This window comes from Enterobacter asburiae, from assembly GCF_024599655.1.
GTDB lineage: Bacteria > Pseudomonadota > Gammaproteobacteria > Enterobacterales > Enterobacteriaceae > Enterobacter > Enterobacter asburiae_D.
On sequence record NZ_CP102247.1, the window covers coordinates 3,523,097 to 3,539,284 of the forward strand.

14 protein-coding genes and 5 tRNA genes are annotated in these 16,188 nt (G+C 53.7%); all 19 read right to left on the reverse strand.

Annotation, left to right across the window (positions count from 1 at the left end; translation table 11 throughout):
- Positions 1-21: 21 nt before the first annotated feature.
- The 19 genes from nadA to mngA all read right to left on the reverse strand — a co-directional run bounded on the left by nadA (position 22) and on the right by mngA (position 16,109).
- Positions 22-1,065 carry a quinolinate synthase NadA gene (nadA, locus tag NQ230_RS16805; protein WP_159513670.1) on the reverse strand — a complete coding sequence of 348 codons (1,044 nt, stop codon included), beginning with the start codon at positions 1,063-1,065 and terminating at the stop codon, positions 22-24.
- A gap of 222 nt (positions 1,066-1,287) precedes the next feature.
- A tRNA-Lys gene (locus NQ230_RS16810) sits at positions 1,288-1,363 on the reverse strand.
- A gap of 24 nt (positions 1,364-1,387) precedes the next feature.
- Positions 1,388-1,463, reverse strand: a tRNA-Lys gene (locus NQ230_RS16815).
- A gap of 46 nt (positions 1,464-1,509) precedes the next feature.
- Positions 1,510-1,585: transfer RNA gene (locus NQ230_RS16820), tRNA-Lys, on the reverse strand.
- Between the two features lie 3 nt (positions 1,586-1,588).
- Positions 1,589-1,664: transfer RNA gene (locus NQ230_RS16825), tRNA-Val, on the reverse strand.
- A 26-nt stretch (positions 1,665-1,690) separates the two neighbouring features.
- A tRNA-Lys gene (locus tag NQ230_RS16830) sits at positions 1,691-1,766 on the reverse strand.
- A gap of 161 nt (positions 1,767-1,927) precedes the next feature.
- Positions 1,928-2,722: a cell division protein CpoB gene (gene cpoB / locus NQ230_RS16835; protein WP_257258338.1), complete on the reverse strand. Its 795-nt coding sequence runs from the start codon at positions 2,720-2,722 to the stop codon at positions 1,928-1,930.
- A 9-nt stretch (positions 2,723-2,731) separates the two neighbouring features.
- Positions 2,732-3,253, reverse strand: coding sequence for a peptidoglycan-associated lipoprotein Pal (gene pal / locus NQ230_RS16840; RefSeq protein WP_003858578.1), 522 nt, complete (start codon positions 3,251-3,253; stop codon positions 2,732-2,734).
- Between the two features lie 35 nt (positions 3,254-3,288).
- Entirely contained in the window at positions 3,289-4,581 is a 1,293-nt protein-coding gene (tolB, locus tag NQ230_RS16845) for a Tol-Pal system beta propeller repeat protein TolB (protein WP_032638931.1), read from the reverse strand.
- Between the two features lie 134 nt (positions 4,582-4,715).
- Entirely contained in the window at positions 4,716-6,017 is a 1,302-nt protein-coding gene (tolA, locus tag NQ230_RS16850) for a cell envelope integrity protein TolA (RefSeq protein ID WP_159513669.1), read from the reverse strand.
- Positions 6,018-6,045: 28 nt separating this feature from the next.
- Positions 6,046-6,474, reverse strand: coding sequence for a colicin uptake protein TolR (gene tolR, locus NQ230_RS16855; protein ID WP_003858589.1), 429 nt, complete (start codon positions 6,472-6,474; stop codon positions 6,046-6,048).
- A 3-nt stretch (positions 6,475-6,477) separates the two neighbouring features.
- The gene (gene tolQ, locus NQ230_RS16860; RefSeq protein WP_008501101.1) at positions 6,478-7,170 is read right to left on the reverse strand and encodes a Tol-Pal system protein TolQ; all 693 of its coding nucleotides are present in this window, start codon (positions 7,168-7,170) and stop codon (positions 6,478-6,480) included.
- Complete coding sequence (gene ybgC, locus NQ230_RS16865) at positions 7,167-7,571, reverse strand: tol-pal system-associated acyl-CoA thioesterase (RefSeq protein WP_003858593.1); 405 nt, start codon at positions 7,569-7,571, stop codon at positions 7,167-7,169. Before ybgC ends, tolQ begins: the two co-directional genes overlap by 4 nt.
- Before the next feature lie 148 nt (positions 7,572-7,719).
- Positions 7,720-8,010, reverse strand: a complete 291-nt coding sequence (ybgE, locus tag NQ230_RS16870) for a cyd operon protein YbgE (protein WP_010428735.1) — start codon at positions 8,008-8,010, stop codon at positions 7,720-7,722.
- Positions 8,010-8,123 (reverse strand): cytochrome bd-I oxidase subunit CydX, encoded by a 114-nt coding sequence (cydX, locus tag NQ230_RS16875; RefSeq protein ID WP_003858598.1) that lies wholly within the window; start codon positions 8,121-8,123, stop codon positions 8,010-8,012. The genes ybgE and cydX overlap by 1 nt, the downstream gene beginning before the upstream one ends.
- 14 nt (positions 8,124-8,137) lie before the next feature.
- Positions 8,138-9,277, reverse strand: coding sequence for a cytochrome d ubiquinol oxidase subunit II (gene cydB, locus NQ230_RS16880; protein WP_023334940.1), 1,140 nt, complete (start codon positions 9,275-9,277; stop codon positions 8,138-8,140).
- A gap of 15 nt (positions 9,278-9,292) precedes the next feature.
- The gene (gene cydA, locus NQ230_RS16885; protein WP_029741599.1) at positions 9,293-10,861 is read right to left on the reverse strand and encodes a cytochrome ubiquinol oxidase subunit I; all 1,569 of its coding nucleotides are present in this window, start codon (positions 10,859-10,861) and stop codon (positions 9,293-9,295) included.
- A gap of 677 nt (positions 10,862-11,538) precedes the next feature.
- Complete coding sequence (mngB, locus tag NQ230_RS16890; protein ID WP_257258342.1) at positions 11,539-14,169, reverse strand: mannosylglycerate hydrolase; 2,631 nt, start codon at positions 14,167-14,169, stop codon at positions 11,539-11,541.
- A 23-nt stretch (positions 14,170-14,192) separates the two neighbouring features.
- Positions 14,193-16,109, reverse strand: a complete 1,917-nt coding sequence (mngA, locus tag NQ230_RS16895; RefSeq protein ID WP_257258344.1) for a PTS 2-O-a-mannosyl-D-glycerate transporter subunit IIABC — start codon at positions 16,107-16,109, stop codon at positions 14,193-14,195.
- Positions 16,110-16,188 lie beyond the last annotated feature (79 nt).

Sequence of the window (16,188 nt, forward strand, 5' to 3'; positions counted from 1 at the left end):
TTTTCCCCGGGGCGTAGTGAATTAAGTACGTAGTGTAGCCGCAAAATCCAGCATGCGGTTAAGCGGAATTAACGCACCTTCACGCAGAGCCGCATCCACATGGATTTCATGTGCTGCACCGCCTGTCTCGAGCCCTTCGGCAATGGCCTTCAGGCCGTTCATCGCCATCCACGGGCAATGCGCACAGCTGCGACACGTTGCGCCCTCACCCGCCGTTGGCGCTTCAAGGAGCTCTTTCTCCGGCACGGCCTGCTGCATCTTATAGAAGATACCGCGATCGGTCGCCACGATGAGCTGCTTGTGAGGCAACGTCCTGGCCGCGTTGATAAGCTGGCTGGTTGAGCCCACGGCATCCGCCATGTCGACTATCGACTGCGGTGATTCCGGGTGAACAAGGATCGCGGCGCCAGGATAAAGTGCCTTCATGCGCGCCAGCGCCTGGGTTTTGAATTCGTCGTGCACAATGCAGGCGCCCTGCCAGCAGAGAACGTCAGCCCCCGTCTGCTTCTGGACATAATTTCCAAGATGACGGTCAGGCGCCCAGATAATCTTCTCACCCAGGCTGTCCAGATGTTCAATCAGCTCAACGGCGATGCTCGACGTGACTACCCAGTCTGCCCGCGCTTTTACCGCCGCAGAGGTATTGGCGTAAACCACCACGGTGCGGTCAGGATGGGCATCACAGAAGGCCGTGAATTCGTCAATCGGGCAGCCGAGATCCAGCGAACACTCCGCGTTAAGCGTGGGCATCAGAATGGTTTTTTCAGGGCTCAGGATCTTTGCCGTTTCCCCCATAAAACGCACGCCGGCAACCAGCAGCGTGGAAGCGGGATGTCTTGCACCGAAGCGTGCCATCTCCAGTGAGTCAGAGATACAGCCCCCGGTCTCTTCCGCCAGCTGCTGAATTTCCGGGTCGGTGTAGTAATGGGCCACCATCACCGCATCTCGTTCTTTGAGAAGACGTTTGATCTTCTCGCGATAGAATTGCTTTTCATCCAGGCTTAGCGGGACAGGCTTGGGCGGAAACGGATAGATTGCAGCTTCAGGATCAAACATCACACTCATTATGGCTTCTCGTTTTACGGGCTTAACAATATTGCCTTTCTTTTGCATGACATAGCAAAACGCGTGGCAATTGTGTTTTGTATACTAAACAAGATAGCGAATATGAGCGGAAAAGTCACCGGAAATAGGTGCGGATAGCATTTGTCGGGTGGCGGCTTCGCCTTACCCGACCTACAAAAACTGCAGATAGCAAAAAGGCGCCTTTAGGGCGCCTTTCTACACTGGTGGGTCGTGCAGGATTCGAACCTGCGACCAATTGATTAAAAGTCAACTGCTCTACCAACTGAGCTAACGACCCCTTGCGGGATTTTTTTCTTCGAAGTGGTGGGTCGTGCAGGATTCGAACCTGCGACCAATTGATTAAAAGTCAACTGCTCTACCAACTGAGCTAACGACCCATTCGGGTGCTGACTTCGAAGATTTTTACTCGGTACCACCGGAGAGTGGTGGGTCGTGCAGGATTCGAACCTGCGACCAATTGATTAAAAGTCAACTGCTCTACCAACTGAGCTAACGACCCGAGTGGTGGGTGATGACGGGCTCGAACCGCCGACCCCCTCCGTGTAAAGGAGATGCTCTACCAACTGAGCTAATCACCCACTCTGTACTACCGGTATGCGTTAAGTGGTGGGTCGTGCAGGATTCGAACCTGCGACCAATTGATTAAAAGTCAACTGCTCTACCAACTGAGCTAACGACCCACTTTTACGCTGTTTTCACGTTGTTTGATATCCCGTGGCAACGGCGGCATATATTACTGATTTAAGAATTCAGCGCAACAAAAATTTCGATGAAGATCACTTAACTGCTTACGAATCATGCTGCACGACCAGAAATAACGCGATTTCTGGTCATGCGGTAATCATCCCATCGAATTCAGACGTTTTTGCGCCTGCTTAGCACCTTCGGTACCTGGGAATTTAGAGACCACCTGCTGATAAACCGCTTTGGCTTTCGCAGTGTCGCCTTTGTCCTGCATGATGACGCCCACTTTGTACATCGCATCAGGCGCTTTTGGCGATTTCGGGTAATTTTTTACCACGGAGGCAAAATAAAACGCCGCATCGTCCTTTTTACCCTTGTTGTAATTCAGCTGACCGAGCCAGTAATTCGCATTTGGCTGATAAGTAGAATCAGGGTATTTCTTAACAAAGTTCTGAAACGCAGCAAGCGCGTCATCCTGACGAGATTGATCCTGCACCAGGGCAATGGCCGCGTTGTAGTCCGTATTTGCGTCACCGCTCTGTACAGGCGCACCTGTTGAAGCAGAAGCATCTGCAGCCGGAGCTGATGTCGCCGCACCGCTCTGATCGCCTGCGGCTGGCTGTGCTTGTGCTGCTGCACTACCGCTGCTCAGGCTATCTATCTGCAACAAGATTTGCTTCTGACGTTCCACAACCTGGTTAAGCTGATACTGGCTTTCCTGAATCTGGCCGCGGAGAGCGTCAATATCGCTTTGGTTATCGGAGAGCTGTTGCTGGAGTTGGGTTAAAAGCTGGCTGTGAGCGTTAGAAATACGCTCGAGTTGAGTGACCCGGTCTTCTACCGAGCCTGAGCCGACACTACTGATTGGTGCCTGAGCAAAAGCGGCCCAGGGGGCCGCTATTCCAACCAGTAACGACAGACTCAACAGATGATGTCTGAAGTTACTGCTCATGCAATTCTCTTAGTAAACCAGTACGGCACGACGGTTTTTGGAGTAAGCCGCTTCGTCGTGACCCAGTACTGCAGGTTTTTCTTTACCGTAAGAAACGATGGAGATCTGGTCAGCAGAAACGCCTTTACCCTGCAGGTACATTTTAACAGCGTTAGCACGACGTTCACCCAGGGAGATGTTGTACTCTGGAGTACCACGTTCGTCCGCGTGACCTTCTACGGTGACTTTGTAAGATGGGTTGCTACGCAGGAAGTTAGCGTGCGCATCCAGCATCGCAGCGAAGTCAGAACGGATGTCGTATTTATCCAGATCGAAGTAAACGATGTTGTTCTGCTGCAGCTGCTGCATCTGAAGACGCGCTTGCTCTTCAGAAGACATGTTGCCATTGCCGTTCGCGTCCATACCGGTGCCGGCACCCATCATGCCTTCGCCGCTCTGGTCATTGCTTGCGTTCTTGTTAGAAGAACACGCTGCGATTGCCATTACAGGCAGAGCGATCATCAGCCCCTTCAGCACTTTGTTCAGTTGCATTTCTATGATTCCTTTAGTAATCAATTAATTATTATTTACAGATACGGCGACCAGGCAGGTGATTTTACCTGTCCATCAGTTGCCGGAATACGCGCTTTGAAACGCCCATCTGTAGAAACCAGATTCAGCACAGATCCCATCCCCTGAGAAGAGCTGTAGATTACCATCGTGCCGTTAGGTGCCAGACTTGGCGTTTCATCCAGGAACGTTGACGACAGAACTTGAACGCCACCCGCTACCAGATCCTGTTTGGCAATGTGCTGCTGCCCACCGTTGGAGCTCACCATTACCATAAATTTACCGTCGGTGCTCACGTCTGCGTTCTGGTTCTGCGAACCTTCCCAGGTAATACGCTGCGGAGCACCGCCGTTGATGTTGACTTTATAGATTTGTGGACGGCCAGCCTGGTCAGAGGTAAACGCCAGGTTTTGACTGTCCGGGAACCATGAAGGTTCGGTGTTATTGCTGCGACCGTCGGTCACCTGACGGATCTGGCCAGAGCCAATGTCCATCACGTACAGGTTCAGGCTACCGGTTTTTGACAGCGCAAAGGCCAGTTTAGACCCGTCCGGAGAGAACGAAGGCGCACCGTTGTGACGTGGGAAAGAGGCAACCTGACGAACAGCACCGTTTGCCAGCGTCTGGATAACCAGCGCTGAACGGCCGCTTTCGAAGGTCACATAGGCCAGTTTAGAACCGTCCGGAGACCAGGCTGGAGACATCAGCGGCTGTGAAGAACGTTTCACCAGGAACTGGTTGTAGCCGTCGTAGTCAGATACGCGCAGCTCATACGGGAACTGACCACCGTTGGTCTGCACCACATAAGCAATACGGGTACGGAACGCCCCTTTAATGCCGGTCAGTTTTTCAAATACCGCATCGCTGGCAGCGTGTGCCGCGTAGCGCAGGTACTGCTTAGTGACCTTGTAAGAGTTCTGTGCCAGAACGGTACCCGGTGCACCGCCGGTATCCACCAGCTGCCAGGCCACGTTGTAGGAGCCGTCCGGGTTAGGCGTAACCTGACCCACAACCACGGCATCAATACCCAGTGCAGACCATGCAGCAGGCTGTACTTCCTGCGCGCTACCCGGCTGCTGAGGCAGACGAGAACGATCTAACGGGTTGAATTTACCGCTGTTACGCAGGTCAGCCGCCACGATGCCACCGGCATCTTCAGGTGCAGCGCCAGGACCGGCCCACTGGAACGGAACAACACCGATTGGGCGTGCCGAGTCCACCCCCTGGGTGATCTCGATACGTACTTCTGCGTGCAGTACTGCTGCCCACAGCATTAAAAAACCAAATGCTACACGTAATGCCTGCTTCATCATATCTCCCTTATCCGGGTAACCTTACCCACGATAATTTAGCAGAATGTTAACAAACTCAAATAGACAAAACTACCAGAACCCTGTGACTAAACCTGGTCTATTTTTCCCCGTTTGCACGGGGAAAATGTAACTTAAGGTTTGAAGTCCAGCGGCGCATTTTTAAAGACTTCGTAAACGGCCTGAGACGGCGGTTTAGGCATCTTCGCCTGACGCGCTGCAGCCAGGGCCGCAGTACATAAAGCCGGGTCGCCACCTTCAGACTTAATATCCAGCAGCATGCCGTCCGGAGCCAGTTTTATACGCAACGTACACGTTTTACCGGTATAGGAAGACGCATCATAGAATCGGCTTTCAATAGCGGATTTAATCTGCGCGGCATAACCGTTGATTTCAGCCCCGCTCGCACCGTTACTCTTAGTGTTACCACTTCCGGTCGGCGCTGCGTTGTTTCCTTTCGCCCCACCGCCCGCTTTCGGTGCATTCTTACCGGAGCTCAAATCGCCCAGCAGATCGTCAACCCCTGCGGCGGCAGCAGCTTTTTCAGCGGCGGCAGCCTTCTTCGCAGCGGCTTTTTCAGCTGCTGCTTTCTTATCGGCAGCGGCCTTCTCAGCTGCAGCTTTTTTATCAGCAGCGGCTTTTTCTGCGGCGGCTGCTTTTTCTGCTGCCGCTTTCTCAGCAGCAGCCGCTTTCTTAGCGGCCTCGGCAGCAGCTTTCTTCTCTGCGTCCTGAGCGGCTTTCTTCGCGGCTTCGGCTTCCGCTTTCTTCTGAGCATCAGCAGCGGCTTTCTTCGCAGCTTCCGCTTCGGCTTTCTTCTGAGCATCGGCAGCGGCTTTCTTCGCCGCTTCCGCTTCAGCTTTCTTCTGGGCATCAGCCGCGGCTTTCTTCGCAGCTTCTGCTTCAGCTTTCTTCTGAGCATCGGCAGCGGCTTTCTTCGCCGCTTCTGCCGCTAATTTTGCCTGGGCATCAGCCTGTGCTTTCGCGTCCGCTGCGGCTTTTGCTGCCGCCTCTTCCGCCTGCTTTTGCTGTTCCTGGGCTTTCTTCGCGGCCTCTTCGGCTTGTTTCTGCTGCTCCGCCTGCTCTTTCGCAGCTTCCTGCGCCTGCAAACGTTCTTTCTCAAGCTGCTTCAGACGCTCCTGCTCTGCGGCCTGCTTTTCACGCAGTTCTTCCGCCTGCTGTTGCGACTGTTTTTCGCGCTGCTCTTCAGCCCGTTTGGCACTCGCCTTCTGCTGTTGTTCGCGATTATAGTTCTGTACTACCGCACCGGGATCCACCATCACGGCGTCAATGGAAGACCCTCCACCGCCGCCGGCTGATGCATCAATATGCTCGTCGAACGAACTCCAGATCAGCGCTGCAAAGAGAATAACGTGCAGCACTGCGGAGACGATTATCGCTCGCTTAAGCTTGTCGTTCTGTTCGGTTGCCTTTGACACTATCGGTTCCCAAAAACTACGCGGATGATCAAATAGGTTGGGTCATTAAGCCAACTGACTTAACACCCGCACTATGTAGCAAGTTCAGCGCTTTAATAATTTCATCGTAGGGTACGTCTTTCGCGCCACCGATTAAGAAGACCGTTTTCGGATTTGACTCCAGGCGACGCTGCGCTTCAGCAATCACCTGCTCAGGCGGCAGCTGATCCATACGATCTTTCTCGACCACGACGCTGTATTGCCCTACGCCGGAAACCTCAATGATAACCGGAGGATCGTCATTGGTGCTCACCGCCTGTGATTCTGTCGCATCCGGCAGATCCACTTCCACGCTCTGGGTAATGATTGGCGCTGTCGCCATAAAGATCAGCAGCAGTACCAGCAGGACGTCCAGCAGTGGAACGATATTGATTTCGGACTTGAGCTCGCGACGACCTCGTCCACGCGATCTGGCCATGGTTTACCCCTTGTTGCTCTCGGTGCTGGTAAACGCCTGACGGTGCAGAATCGCAGTGAACTCTTCCATAAAGTTGTCGTAGTTCAGTTCCAGTTTGTTCACGCGCTGGTTTAGACGGTTGTAAGCCATAACCGCCGGAATTGCCGCAAACAGACCGATAGCGGTCGCAATCAGTGCTTCAGCGATACCCGGTGCAACCATCTGCAACGTCGCCTGCTTCACCGCGCCCAGCGCGATAAAGGCGTGCATGATCCCCCACACGGTACCAAACAGGCCGATATACGGGCTGATGGAACCGACGGTGCCGAGGAATGGAATATGCGTTTCGAGATTTTCCAGCTCGCGGTTCATAGAGATGCGCATCGCACGCGAGGCACCTTCCACCACCGCTTCCGGCGCATGATTGTTTGCACGATGCAGACGGGCAAACTCTTTGAAACCGCTATAAAAAATTTGCTCGGAGCCTGTAAGGTTTTCACGGCGCCCCTGGCTTTCCTGATACAGACGAGAAAGCTCAATACCCGACCAGAACTTATCTTCAAAGGCTTCGGCTTCACGGCCAGCGGCATTGAGGATACGCGTTCTCTGGATGATGATGGCCCAGGATGCGATTGAAAAACCAATCAAAATCAACATGATAAGTTTAACCAGAAGGCTTGCCTTCAGGAACAAATCAAGGATATTCATGTCAGTCACTGCTTAAACTCCGCGACAATAGACTTAGGAAGCGCACGAGGCTTCATTATGGTTGGATCAACACAAACAATCAGTACTTCAGCTGAGTTCAGTACGGTATTTTCTGCGTTGACTATCCGCTGCGTGAAAACCAGTGAGGTCCCGCGCATTGATGTAATTTCAGTTTGGACTTCGAGCATATCGTCGAGTCTGGCAGGCGCAAAATACTCAAGCGTCATCTTGCGAACCACGAAGGCAACTCGCTCAGCCAACAGTACCTGTTGACTAAAGTGATGATGGCGCAGCATCTCTGTGCGTGCCCGTTCATAAAAAGCAACGTAGCTGGCGTGGTAAACCACACCACCGGCATCGGTATCTTCGTAATAGACACGAACCGGCCATCGAAACAGCGTTGTATTCACTTTACATCCCGGTAATGCAACAAAAGTTAATGCTTTTAAACTTCGCTACTATACGCGCGGGAAAGAGGGTTGGGAATGGGAGAAAGTAAACGGAGAGTAAATTTTTATGGGCTTGGGTAAGCCCATAACGTTAACGGACATTTCTTATTCAGAAGAAGAAGAAAATCAAACCGGCGAGAAGCACCAGATCGGCAATCAGCGGGCAAAAAATTCCCTGCCAGTGAACGGCTTTCGGACGAAAGCCCACGCCGTGGATCACACCTGCACACACCGCCCACATAATGAGGAAGCCGTGCCAGATTTCAAGCTCGCTGGTTTTCGCTGCAAAGCGCGAAGGGTCCCAGAAGATACAACCTGCCAGCAGTAATGCCATCACTAAAGAAAGCGCCCGTAACGGGCGCTTGTCCATTACCGCATATAACGTTGCGATAATATTCATTAGTGTTTTTCTTCACCCGCTTTGGTCGCTTCGACGTGCTCAAGCGCCAGGGCAGTGATGACACCAAATGCACAGGCAAGAAGCGTCCCTAAAATCCATGCGAAATACCACATATTCAGCTCCTTACTTAGTACATAGAGTGGGTGTTGCTTTCGATATGTTCTTTCGTGATGCGACCGAACATTTTCCAGTAACACCAGATGGTGTAGGCCAGAACAATCGGAACGAACACGCAAGCAACATACGTCATCAGGTTCAGCGTCATATGGCTGGACGTTGCATCCCACATGGTCAGGCTAGCATTCAGCATGGTGCTGGATGGCATGACGAATGGGAACATCGCAATACCCGATGTCAGGATGATGCACGCCAGGGTCAGTGATGAGAATACGAACGCCAGAGCGCCTTTCTCCAGACGAGACGTCAACACGGTCAGCAGCGGCAGCAATACGCCCAGAGCCGGGATAGCCCACAGCGCAGGGGTATTGTTAAAGTTCACCAGCCATGCACCTGCCTGACGCGCCACTTCTTTGGTCAGCGGGTTAGACGGGGCCGTATGGTTAATCGCAGACGTCACCACGTAGCCATCAATGCCGTACACCACCCACACACCGGCCAGCGCGAAGCAGACCAGCGTCACCAGTGCCGCAACCTGAGCAGTAGCACGGGAACGCAGGTGCAGTTCACCAACCGTACGCATCTGCAGGTAGGTTGCGCCCTGAGTGATGATCATCGCCACGCTCACCACGCCTGCCAGCAGACCAAACGGATTCAGCAGCTGGAAGAAGTTACCGGTGTAGTAAAGACGCATGTATTCGTCCAGGTGGAACGGTACGCCCTGCAGCAGGTTACCGAACGCCACGCCGATCACCAGCGGTGGAACGAAGCTACCGATGAAGATGCCCCAGTCCCACATGTTGCGCCAGCGGGTGTCTTCAATCTTAGAACGGTAGTCGAAACCGACCGGACGGAAGAATAAAGAGGCCAGCACCAGAATCATCGCCACATAGAAGCCGGAGAACGCAGCCGCGTAGACCATCGGCCAGGCAGCGAACAGCGCGCCGCCTGCGGTGATCAGCCACACCTGGTTACCGTCCCAGTGAGGGGCGATGGAGTTGATCATGATTCGACGCTCGGTGTCATTACGACCGAGGAAACGGGTGAGCATCCCCACCCCCATGTCGAAACCATCCGTGACGGCGAAACCGATCAGCAGAACGCCGATCAACAGCCACCAGATAAAACGCAATACTTCATAATCGATCATTTGATGACTCCTGTCTTAGCGTGCCGGCTGCGTAGTCGCGGTGGACTGCTCGTAGTGATAGCGACCGGTTTTCAGGCTGCTTGGGCCAAGGCGCGCGAACTTGAACATCAGGAACAGTTCAGCCACCAGGAACAGGGTGTAGAGACCACAAATCAGCAGCATGGAGAAGATCAGGTCGCCCGCTGTCAGGGAAGAGTTCGCTACCGCCGTTGGCAGTACCTCACCAATCGCCCATGGCTGACGGCCATACTCCGCAACAAACCAGCCGGATTCGATAGCGATCCACGGCAGTGGAATACCGTACAGCGCGGTGCGCAGCAGCCATTTTTTCTCGCCGATGCGGTTGCGAATCACGGACCAGAAGGACGCCGCAATGATCAGCAGCATGATGATGCCGCAGCCCACCATGATACGGAATGCGAAGTACAGAGGCGCAACGCGTGGAATCGAGTCTTTGGTGGCCATCTGGATCTGCGCTTCTGTCGCATCAGAAACATTCGGGGTATAGCGTTTCAGGAGCAGACCGTAACCCAGATCTTTCTTCACGTCGTTGAACTGGTCGCGAACAGCCTGGTCGGTAGAACCGGCACGCAGCTGTTCCAGCAGCGAGTAGGCTTTCATACCGTTACGGATACGCTCTTCGTGCTGAACCATCAGCTCTTTCAGACCGGTCACCTGCTTATCAACAGAACGGGTGGCGATGATACCCAGCGCGTAAGGGATCTGAATAGCGAAGCGGTTTTCCTGCGCGTCCTGATCGGGAATACCGAACAGCGTAAAGGCAGCAGGCGCCGGTTGGGTTTCCCATTCGGCTTCGATGGCGGCCAGTTTGGTTTTCTGCACGTCACCCATTTCGTAACCGGATTCATCACCCAGAACGATAACAGAGAGGATTGCAGCCATACCAAAGCTTGCAGCGATAGCAAAGGAGCGCTTAGCAAACGCGAAATCACGACCGCGCAGCATGTAGTAAGAACTGATACCCAGGATAAACATCGCGCCGCACACATAGCCAGAAGCAACGGTGTGAACGAATTTAACCTGCGCAACCGGGTTCAGAACCAGCTCGGCAAAGCTGACCATCTCCATACGCATGGTTTCGAAGTTGAAATCAGACGCGATAGGGTTCTGCATCCAGCCGTTCGCCACCAGGATCCACAGCGCGGACAGGTTCGAACCTAATGCCACCAGCCAGGTCACCGCCATATGCTGGACTTTACCCAGACGGTCCCAACCGAAGAAGAACAGACCTACAAAGGTGGATTCGAGGAAGAATGCCATCAGACCTTCAATGGCCAGCGGCGCACCGAAGATATCCCCTACATAGTGGGAATAGTAAGACCAGTTAGTCCCGAACTGGAACTCCATGGTCAAACCGGTTGCCACGCCCAGTGCGAAGTTGATACCAAACAACTTGCCCCAGAACTTGGTCATATCTTTATAAATCTGTTTGCCGGAGAGAACGTATACCGTTTCCATAATGGCCAGCAGGAACGCCATACCGAGCGTCAGTGGCACAAACAGGAAGTGGTACATCGCGGTCAAGGCAAACTGTAAGCGCGACAGTTCGACTATATCTAACATCATGACTCCTTGCTCATCGCATGAAGACTCCGAGAGTGAACCCCGTCAGAGAGAGATCCACACGCATGCCCCAATACAAATTATTCGCATCCTTGTCGTCGTTATTACTTTGAAGAAGGATAAAAACGATGACGTGAGGTTACAAATACGTTAATAAAAAACTCAAATTGATCCCGCAAATATAATACGCTGCAAAACCCTTACAATAAACAGGTTTTTATTGAATCACATTTACGTTTTTCGACGGTGATCAATTTATAGCAAAATTACCACTTTTCGGCCATTTTGATCGGGGACAATTTAGCGCTTTTCAGCGTCTTTTTCCAAGGATTAAACTTTGATTTAAATCAAAAACAATCATTGATGTTAACCATGTTTAATCATGGTGAGAATGGTAAAAACCATGTTAATGATATGTGCATACAAAGATGAGATTGGTTATCGAAGACGGGGAAGAATATAAACAGAAGTGATTTTAATTAACGCTAAAGAGAGCAACATTTCAGTGAAGGACAAACAATAAAGCGTAGTCGGGCCAGATTATTTTTCCATTGCATTTATGCAACCCTTCGAAATTACATTTAATTTACTTTTAATGCCTCATAAGTTAACACCGCTGTGTGACTATTTAATGAAAAAGGCTGCCCTGACTACAGCCTTTTTTCGTATCACGGTGCTCAGGCGATAAGAATGCTAAAGGTTCGCGACTGCCCCGGCCTGAATGCCCCGACAATGCCCTCTTCTTCACATCCATCCATTATCCGTTCGTTCATGTCCGTTTCGCGCCACCGTTTCACCGTCGGATTCATAGACACCGTTGTATCACATGCGCTGAACGCCGAAGGGTTGAACAGGCGGAGAATGAGCTCATCACGATCTTCAGCCTTTTTGAGCGTACTGAGCACGCATCCCGTTGGCGAAAGCGCTAACAGACTGTAGCTTTCCGGCGCGGTAAACGACGCGCGATTCAGTTTCATCGCATCCCAGGGAATTTTGTTATAGCACTGCACCGGCGTTAACCACGATTTAGCCTGCTGTGCGACGCCCGCGTTTTCCGGCGTACCGCTGAAGCTGAAAAGGCTAAAGCGACAGGTTAACGGCCCGCGCACCTGAGAGTCAGGAACAGGCAGTTTGATCCCGGAAGGCCTGCCTGGACGCAACAGCAAATCTTCTTTCCCGAGCAGCCCCACGCCGCGCAGCAAGGTTAAGGCGAATGCTTTTTTGTCATCGCCCACCACTTCAAACTCGCGCAGTCCCTCGGTGAAGAGCGCCAGCCCGTTGCGCTTTTCCTGCAGGACGGCATAGTTGAGTAAATTCCAGACGGGAACCGGCGCTTCTTTCCAGCCCTCCACCTGCCAGGTCGCCATCGCCGCGTCCTGCACCGGGCGAGTGAGCGAGCCAAACTGCGTATCCGCTAACACGTCCTCTGTCATAAACGGCGTTGGGATCAGCACGCGAACGCGGTGGTCGTCAGCCTGATTATCCAGACGCACGGCCACATTAATACGCCTGCTGTTATGGCTAAGCGTGACGTCAAACTCCACGTTGAGCGAGCCGTTTCGCTGGTGCGCCGCGCGTTCGGCCAGATTTGCCGGAACGGCGATCCGATGGCGGATAGCCGCCCTGCTCTGCCAGCCTTCGTGCGTGACCTCAACCTCATGTTCCCCCTGCGCTGAAGTGAGCCTCCACTCTTCACGGGAAGGAGAGTAGTCGTACTCATCGCCATCGTCCGAACTCTCTTCGATTTCCAGTACGCGGTCATAAATAAGCCCGGTTTCTTTGTCGCGCAGGCGCAGCGTGCCGTCATCGTTTAAATCAATCTGCCAGAAGGCATTTTCAAGTAAGGATTCGGTGTTTTTCACCGCCGGGAGCACCTTCCCGGCCACGTTCGGTTCGATATACAGCGTACGGTAGCCCATCGACGGCAGTATCTGGCTGAGCTGAATATCAAACTCCATAAACGGCTCGTAATTGCCGTAATGGACAATCTGCCGGTCAATAAGGCCGGGGTCGAGTTCGCGCGCGCTGCGAATGAAATAGGGGATCTCGTTGCCTTTTTCATCCCGCAGTCTGAACTGGCTGGCCCGCAGCCGAATCGTGGTGTTCATCACCTCTTCGCGCGGCCAGGGCATCAGGTTGAACATCACCAGCTTATCGGCGTCGCTTTGCGGCATGTTGTCGACAATCTTGCGCATATAGAAACGCACCAGGTTGTCTGCCATGTCCTCCGCCAGCTCAAAGCGGGAGACAATCTCGCGGTGCACCTTATCGCTACAGCAGCAGCCGATGCTGTCGTGAGCGTGGTTTTTGAGGATCTCTTTCCACATCTTCTCCAGCAGGCCGTGGTGGTAGTCGAAGCCCAGCGTCCAGGCAAGCGCTGCCAGCGGCTCGAGGATATTGACAATTTTGTTCTCAATACGCGCATGGGCGATTTTGATATCCATGCGCGTGGAGCCGATGGTCCGGTGGACGCGCATGTATTTCCCGTCGATAAACTCCCCTTTTAGCGTCGCCAGCCCATCGCGGTGCGCGTCGATATAATCAAACACCTCTTCGAACCGACTCATCACGAATTGACGCTGGGGATAGATTTCTCGAAGCTTATCCATCACCGCGAAAATGTTCTGCTGCAGCGGCATCTGGTCATGGCCGTTAGGAAGTAGAATCTCTTTGGTGACGGAGGCGTTTTCCAGGACCTCGAAGTAGCTGTCGAGCCGTTTTCGCAGCCCTGCTTCGTCCTCCGGTAAGTACTTACCAATCGCGTAGCCCAGCGGCAGCACCTGCGCCGTCACTTCACTGCCGTCCTGGCTCTGCCAGAGAAACTCGGTTTTGTCAGTCCCGTGTCGTTCAGAACAGCCGCGCCAGAACATCGTGCGGGTAATGCCAAACCCGTTATAGATATGCGGAAGCTGGCCGGACATACCAAACGAATCCGGCAGATAGCCGATCTTCATCGGCTCACCGAACGCCATACAGTCGCGCATGCCGTACATCAGGTTGCGGACAATCGACTCGCCGCTGACAATCGTGGTATCGGTCTGGGTATACCAGGGGCCGATAATCAGCTTTCCGCGCTCGACGAGCGCCTTCACGCGCGAGCGGTTTTCAGGCACGACGGCAAAATAATCCTCCAGCACCGCCGTCTGTCCATCGAGGACATAATATTTATACTCGTCATCCTGCTCCAGACGGGTCAGGATCTCTTCCATATTATTGACCAGAAGAATACGCGACTCTTCGGTGGTGAAGTACCACTCACGGTCCCAGTGCATATGCGGCGTGATATGAACGCGAGATACAGCTTTCATCTTCGTTTCCTGTTTGTGCGTTGTTACGGTATGGCGTCTTCAGTGACGTAGTTGCCGTTTTTCACCGCCTGGCGTCGCCAGAGCAGCAGAATAAAGGTGGAGATAGCGGTCCCCACCAGCGCCGCGCCAAACCAGCCCGCCGCCGCAACCACACCGCTCAACCCGGCATCGTGAAGTAAAAAGAGAGAGAAAATACCGGCCCCCGGCGTGGACAACCCGATCCCCATCGCGCCGACAATCGCGCCTGTTACCATGGAGCCGAGCACAAATGAACCAATGACGCGAAGCGGATCTTCAATCGCCATCGGAATCGCCCCTTCGGTGATACCCGCGAGGCCGAGCAGCCACGTGGATTTTCCGGTTTCAATTTCAAACGGTTTAAACAGTTTCGGTGCCAGCATCGTTGACGCCGTAACGGTGAAGGCCGACACCATTTTGACGGAGGCAAAAATGGCGTAGGGACCGTATACCCCGTTAGCCATCGCTCCCAGGCAGAACGCGTAAGAGGCTTTGTTGACCGGGCCACCTAAATCGAATGAGCACATAATTCCGAGGATCGCCCCCAGAAGCAGCGCATTCGCGCCGGACAAACCGTTAAGCCAGGCGGTGAGCGTAGTATTAAGCCAGGCCACCGGCTCACCGACCACGAACAGCATCAGGCTGCCCGCACCCAGTACGCCAATAACCGGGTAGAGGTAAAAGGTTAAAAAGCCGTTGAAGCGGCTACTCAGGCGAATGTGATTTTTCACCCAGCGCATCAGGTAACCCACGATCAGCCCGCCGATGATAGCGCCGAGAAAACCTGAGCCGATCATATTGGCCGCAAGACCGGCCGCAAAGCCCGGGGTCAGCGCGGGTTTATCCGCCAGCGAGTAAGCGGTATAGGCCGCCAGAACGGGGACCATCAAAATGCCGAGCATGCCGCCGCCAAGCTTGCGGTACATCCACAGCCATGAGTTTTCCTGGTCGAACAGGTGCTGCAGGCCGAGGATTTGCGCCAGCAGTACCGACACGGCCAGCACCGTCCCGCCGGCGACGATCAGCGGCACCGCAAAGGAGATACCGCTAAGGAGCGCCTGCTTGAGCTCAGTTTTAACGCTCTTTTTCATTCCCGTATCGCCATGCACATGACGCGCATCGGTAGAAGGCCGTAGCGCCAGCGCGCGCTCGATGAGCGCTTCAGCATGCCGCAGGGGTTCCGCGACGGGTACGGAGATGGCGGGGATCCCCTGAAAACGCTCGTTCTCTTTGATCGCTACTTCCGCCGCAAAGATGCACGCTTTGGCCTCCTGCAACTGCTGCGCGGTGATTCGCCCTTCAATGCCGTTTGCCCCCTGCTTTTCGACCACCACGTTGACGCCCAGCTTACGTCCCGCTTTTTCCAGGTACTCTGCTGCCATATAGGTATGGGCAATCCCGGCCGGACAGGCGGTGACGCAGACGACGGTTGGTGCATTCACCAAGGTGGCAACCTCATCTTCCTGCGCGACACCGTTCAGCGCATCAAGCAGAGCCTCTGCCGTCGCTGCAGCCATAACGCGTTCCCGGAGTGCATCATCTGCCAGGCGAGACGTCAGCGCCGTCAGCACCTGGATATGCGTGGATCCCGCTTCAGCGGGCGGGATGGCAAGCAGGACGATCAGTTCAACGTTTTCAGGGCCGTCCACCCCCTCCCACTCCAGCGGTTCGCTCAGCGTAGCAACCGCAAAAGCCGCTTCGTTAACCGCGCTCGATTTACCGTGTGGGACAGCCAGCCCTTCCCCCAGTGCGGTTGGCCCCTGCGATTCGCGACGGTAGACCTCCGCCAGAAACGCATCGCCATCGGTAATTTTGCCCAGCGCCACCAGTCGCATCGTAAGCTGGCGAATTGCCTCATCACGGCTGGCATAGTGAGCCTGCACGCAGACAGCGCTGGGGTGAGTCAGAGTCGTCAGGTTCATAAGATCCTCACACGTAAGTTGTTATTGTCTGGCGGCAATTGTGGCAGGCCAAACAATACATTTATGTGATCACTTTCAC

What these genes read in the sequence shown, in the direction of transcription:
- tolB (WP_032638931.1), bottom strand. Translation starts at nt 4,581, where the DNA reads ATGAAGCAGGCATTACGTGTAGCATTTGGTTTTTTAATGCTGTGGGCA.
- cydA (WP_029741599.1), bottom strand. Translation starts at nt 10,861, where the DNA reads ATGTTAGATATAGTCGAACTGTCGCGCTTACAGTTTGCCTTGACCGCG.
- cpoB (WP_257258338.1), bottom strand. Translation starts at nt 2,722, where the DNA reads ATGAGCAGTAACTTCAGACATCATCTGTTGAGTCTGTCGTTACTGGTT.
- ybgE (WP_010428735.1), bottom strand. Translation starts at nt 8,010, where the DNA reads ATGAATATTATCGCAACGTTATATGCGGTAATGGACAAGCGCCCGTTA.
- cydB (WP_023334940.1), bottom strand. Translation starts at nt 9,277, where the DNA reads ATGATCGATTATGAAGTATTGCGTTTTATCTGGTGGCTGTTGATCGGC.
- cydX (WP_003858598.1), bottom strand. Translation starts at nt 8,123, where the DNA reads ATGTGGTATTTCGCATGGATTTTAGGGACGCTTCTTGCCTGTGCATTT.
- mngB (WP_257258342.1), bottom strand. Translation starts at nt 14,169, where the DNA reads ATGAAAGCTGTATCTCGCGTTCATATCACGCCGCATATGCACTGGGAC.
- tolR (WP_003858589.1), bottom strand. Translation starts at nt 6,474, where the DNA reads ATGGCCAGATCGCGTGGACGAGGTCGTCGCGAGCTCAAGTCCGAAATC.
- mngA (WP_257258344.1), bottom strand. Translation starts at nt 16,109, where the DNA reads ATGAACCTGACGACTCTGACTCACCCCAGCGCTGTCTGCGTGCAGGCT.
- nadA (WP_159513670.1), bottom strand. Translation starts at nt 1,065, where the DNA reads ATGAGTGTGATGTTTGATCCTGAAGCTGCAATCTATCCGTTTCCGCCC.
- pal (WP_003858578.1), bottom strand. Translation starts at nt 3,253, where the DNA reads ATGCAACTGAACAAAGTGCTGAAGGGGCTGATGATCGCTCTGCCTGTA.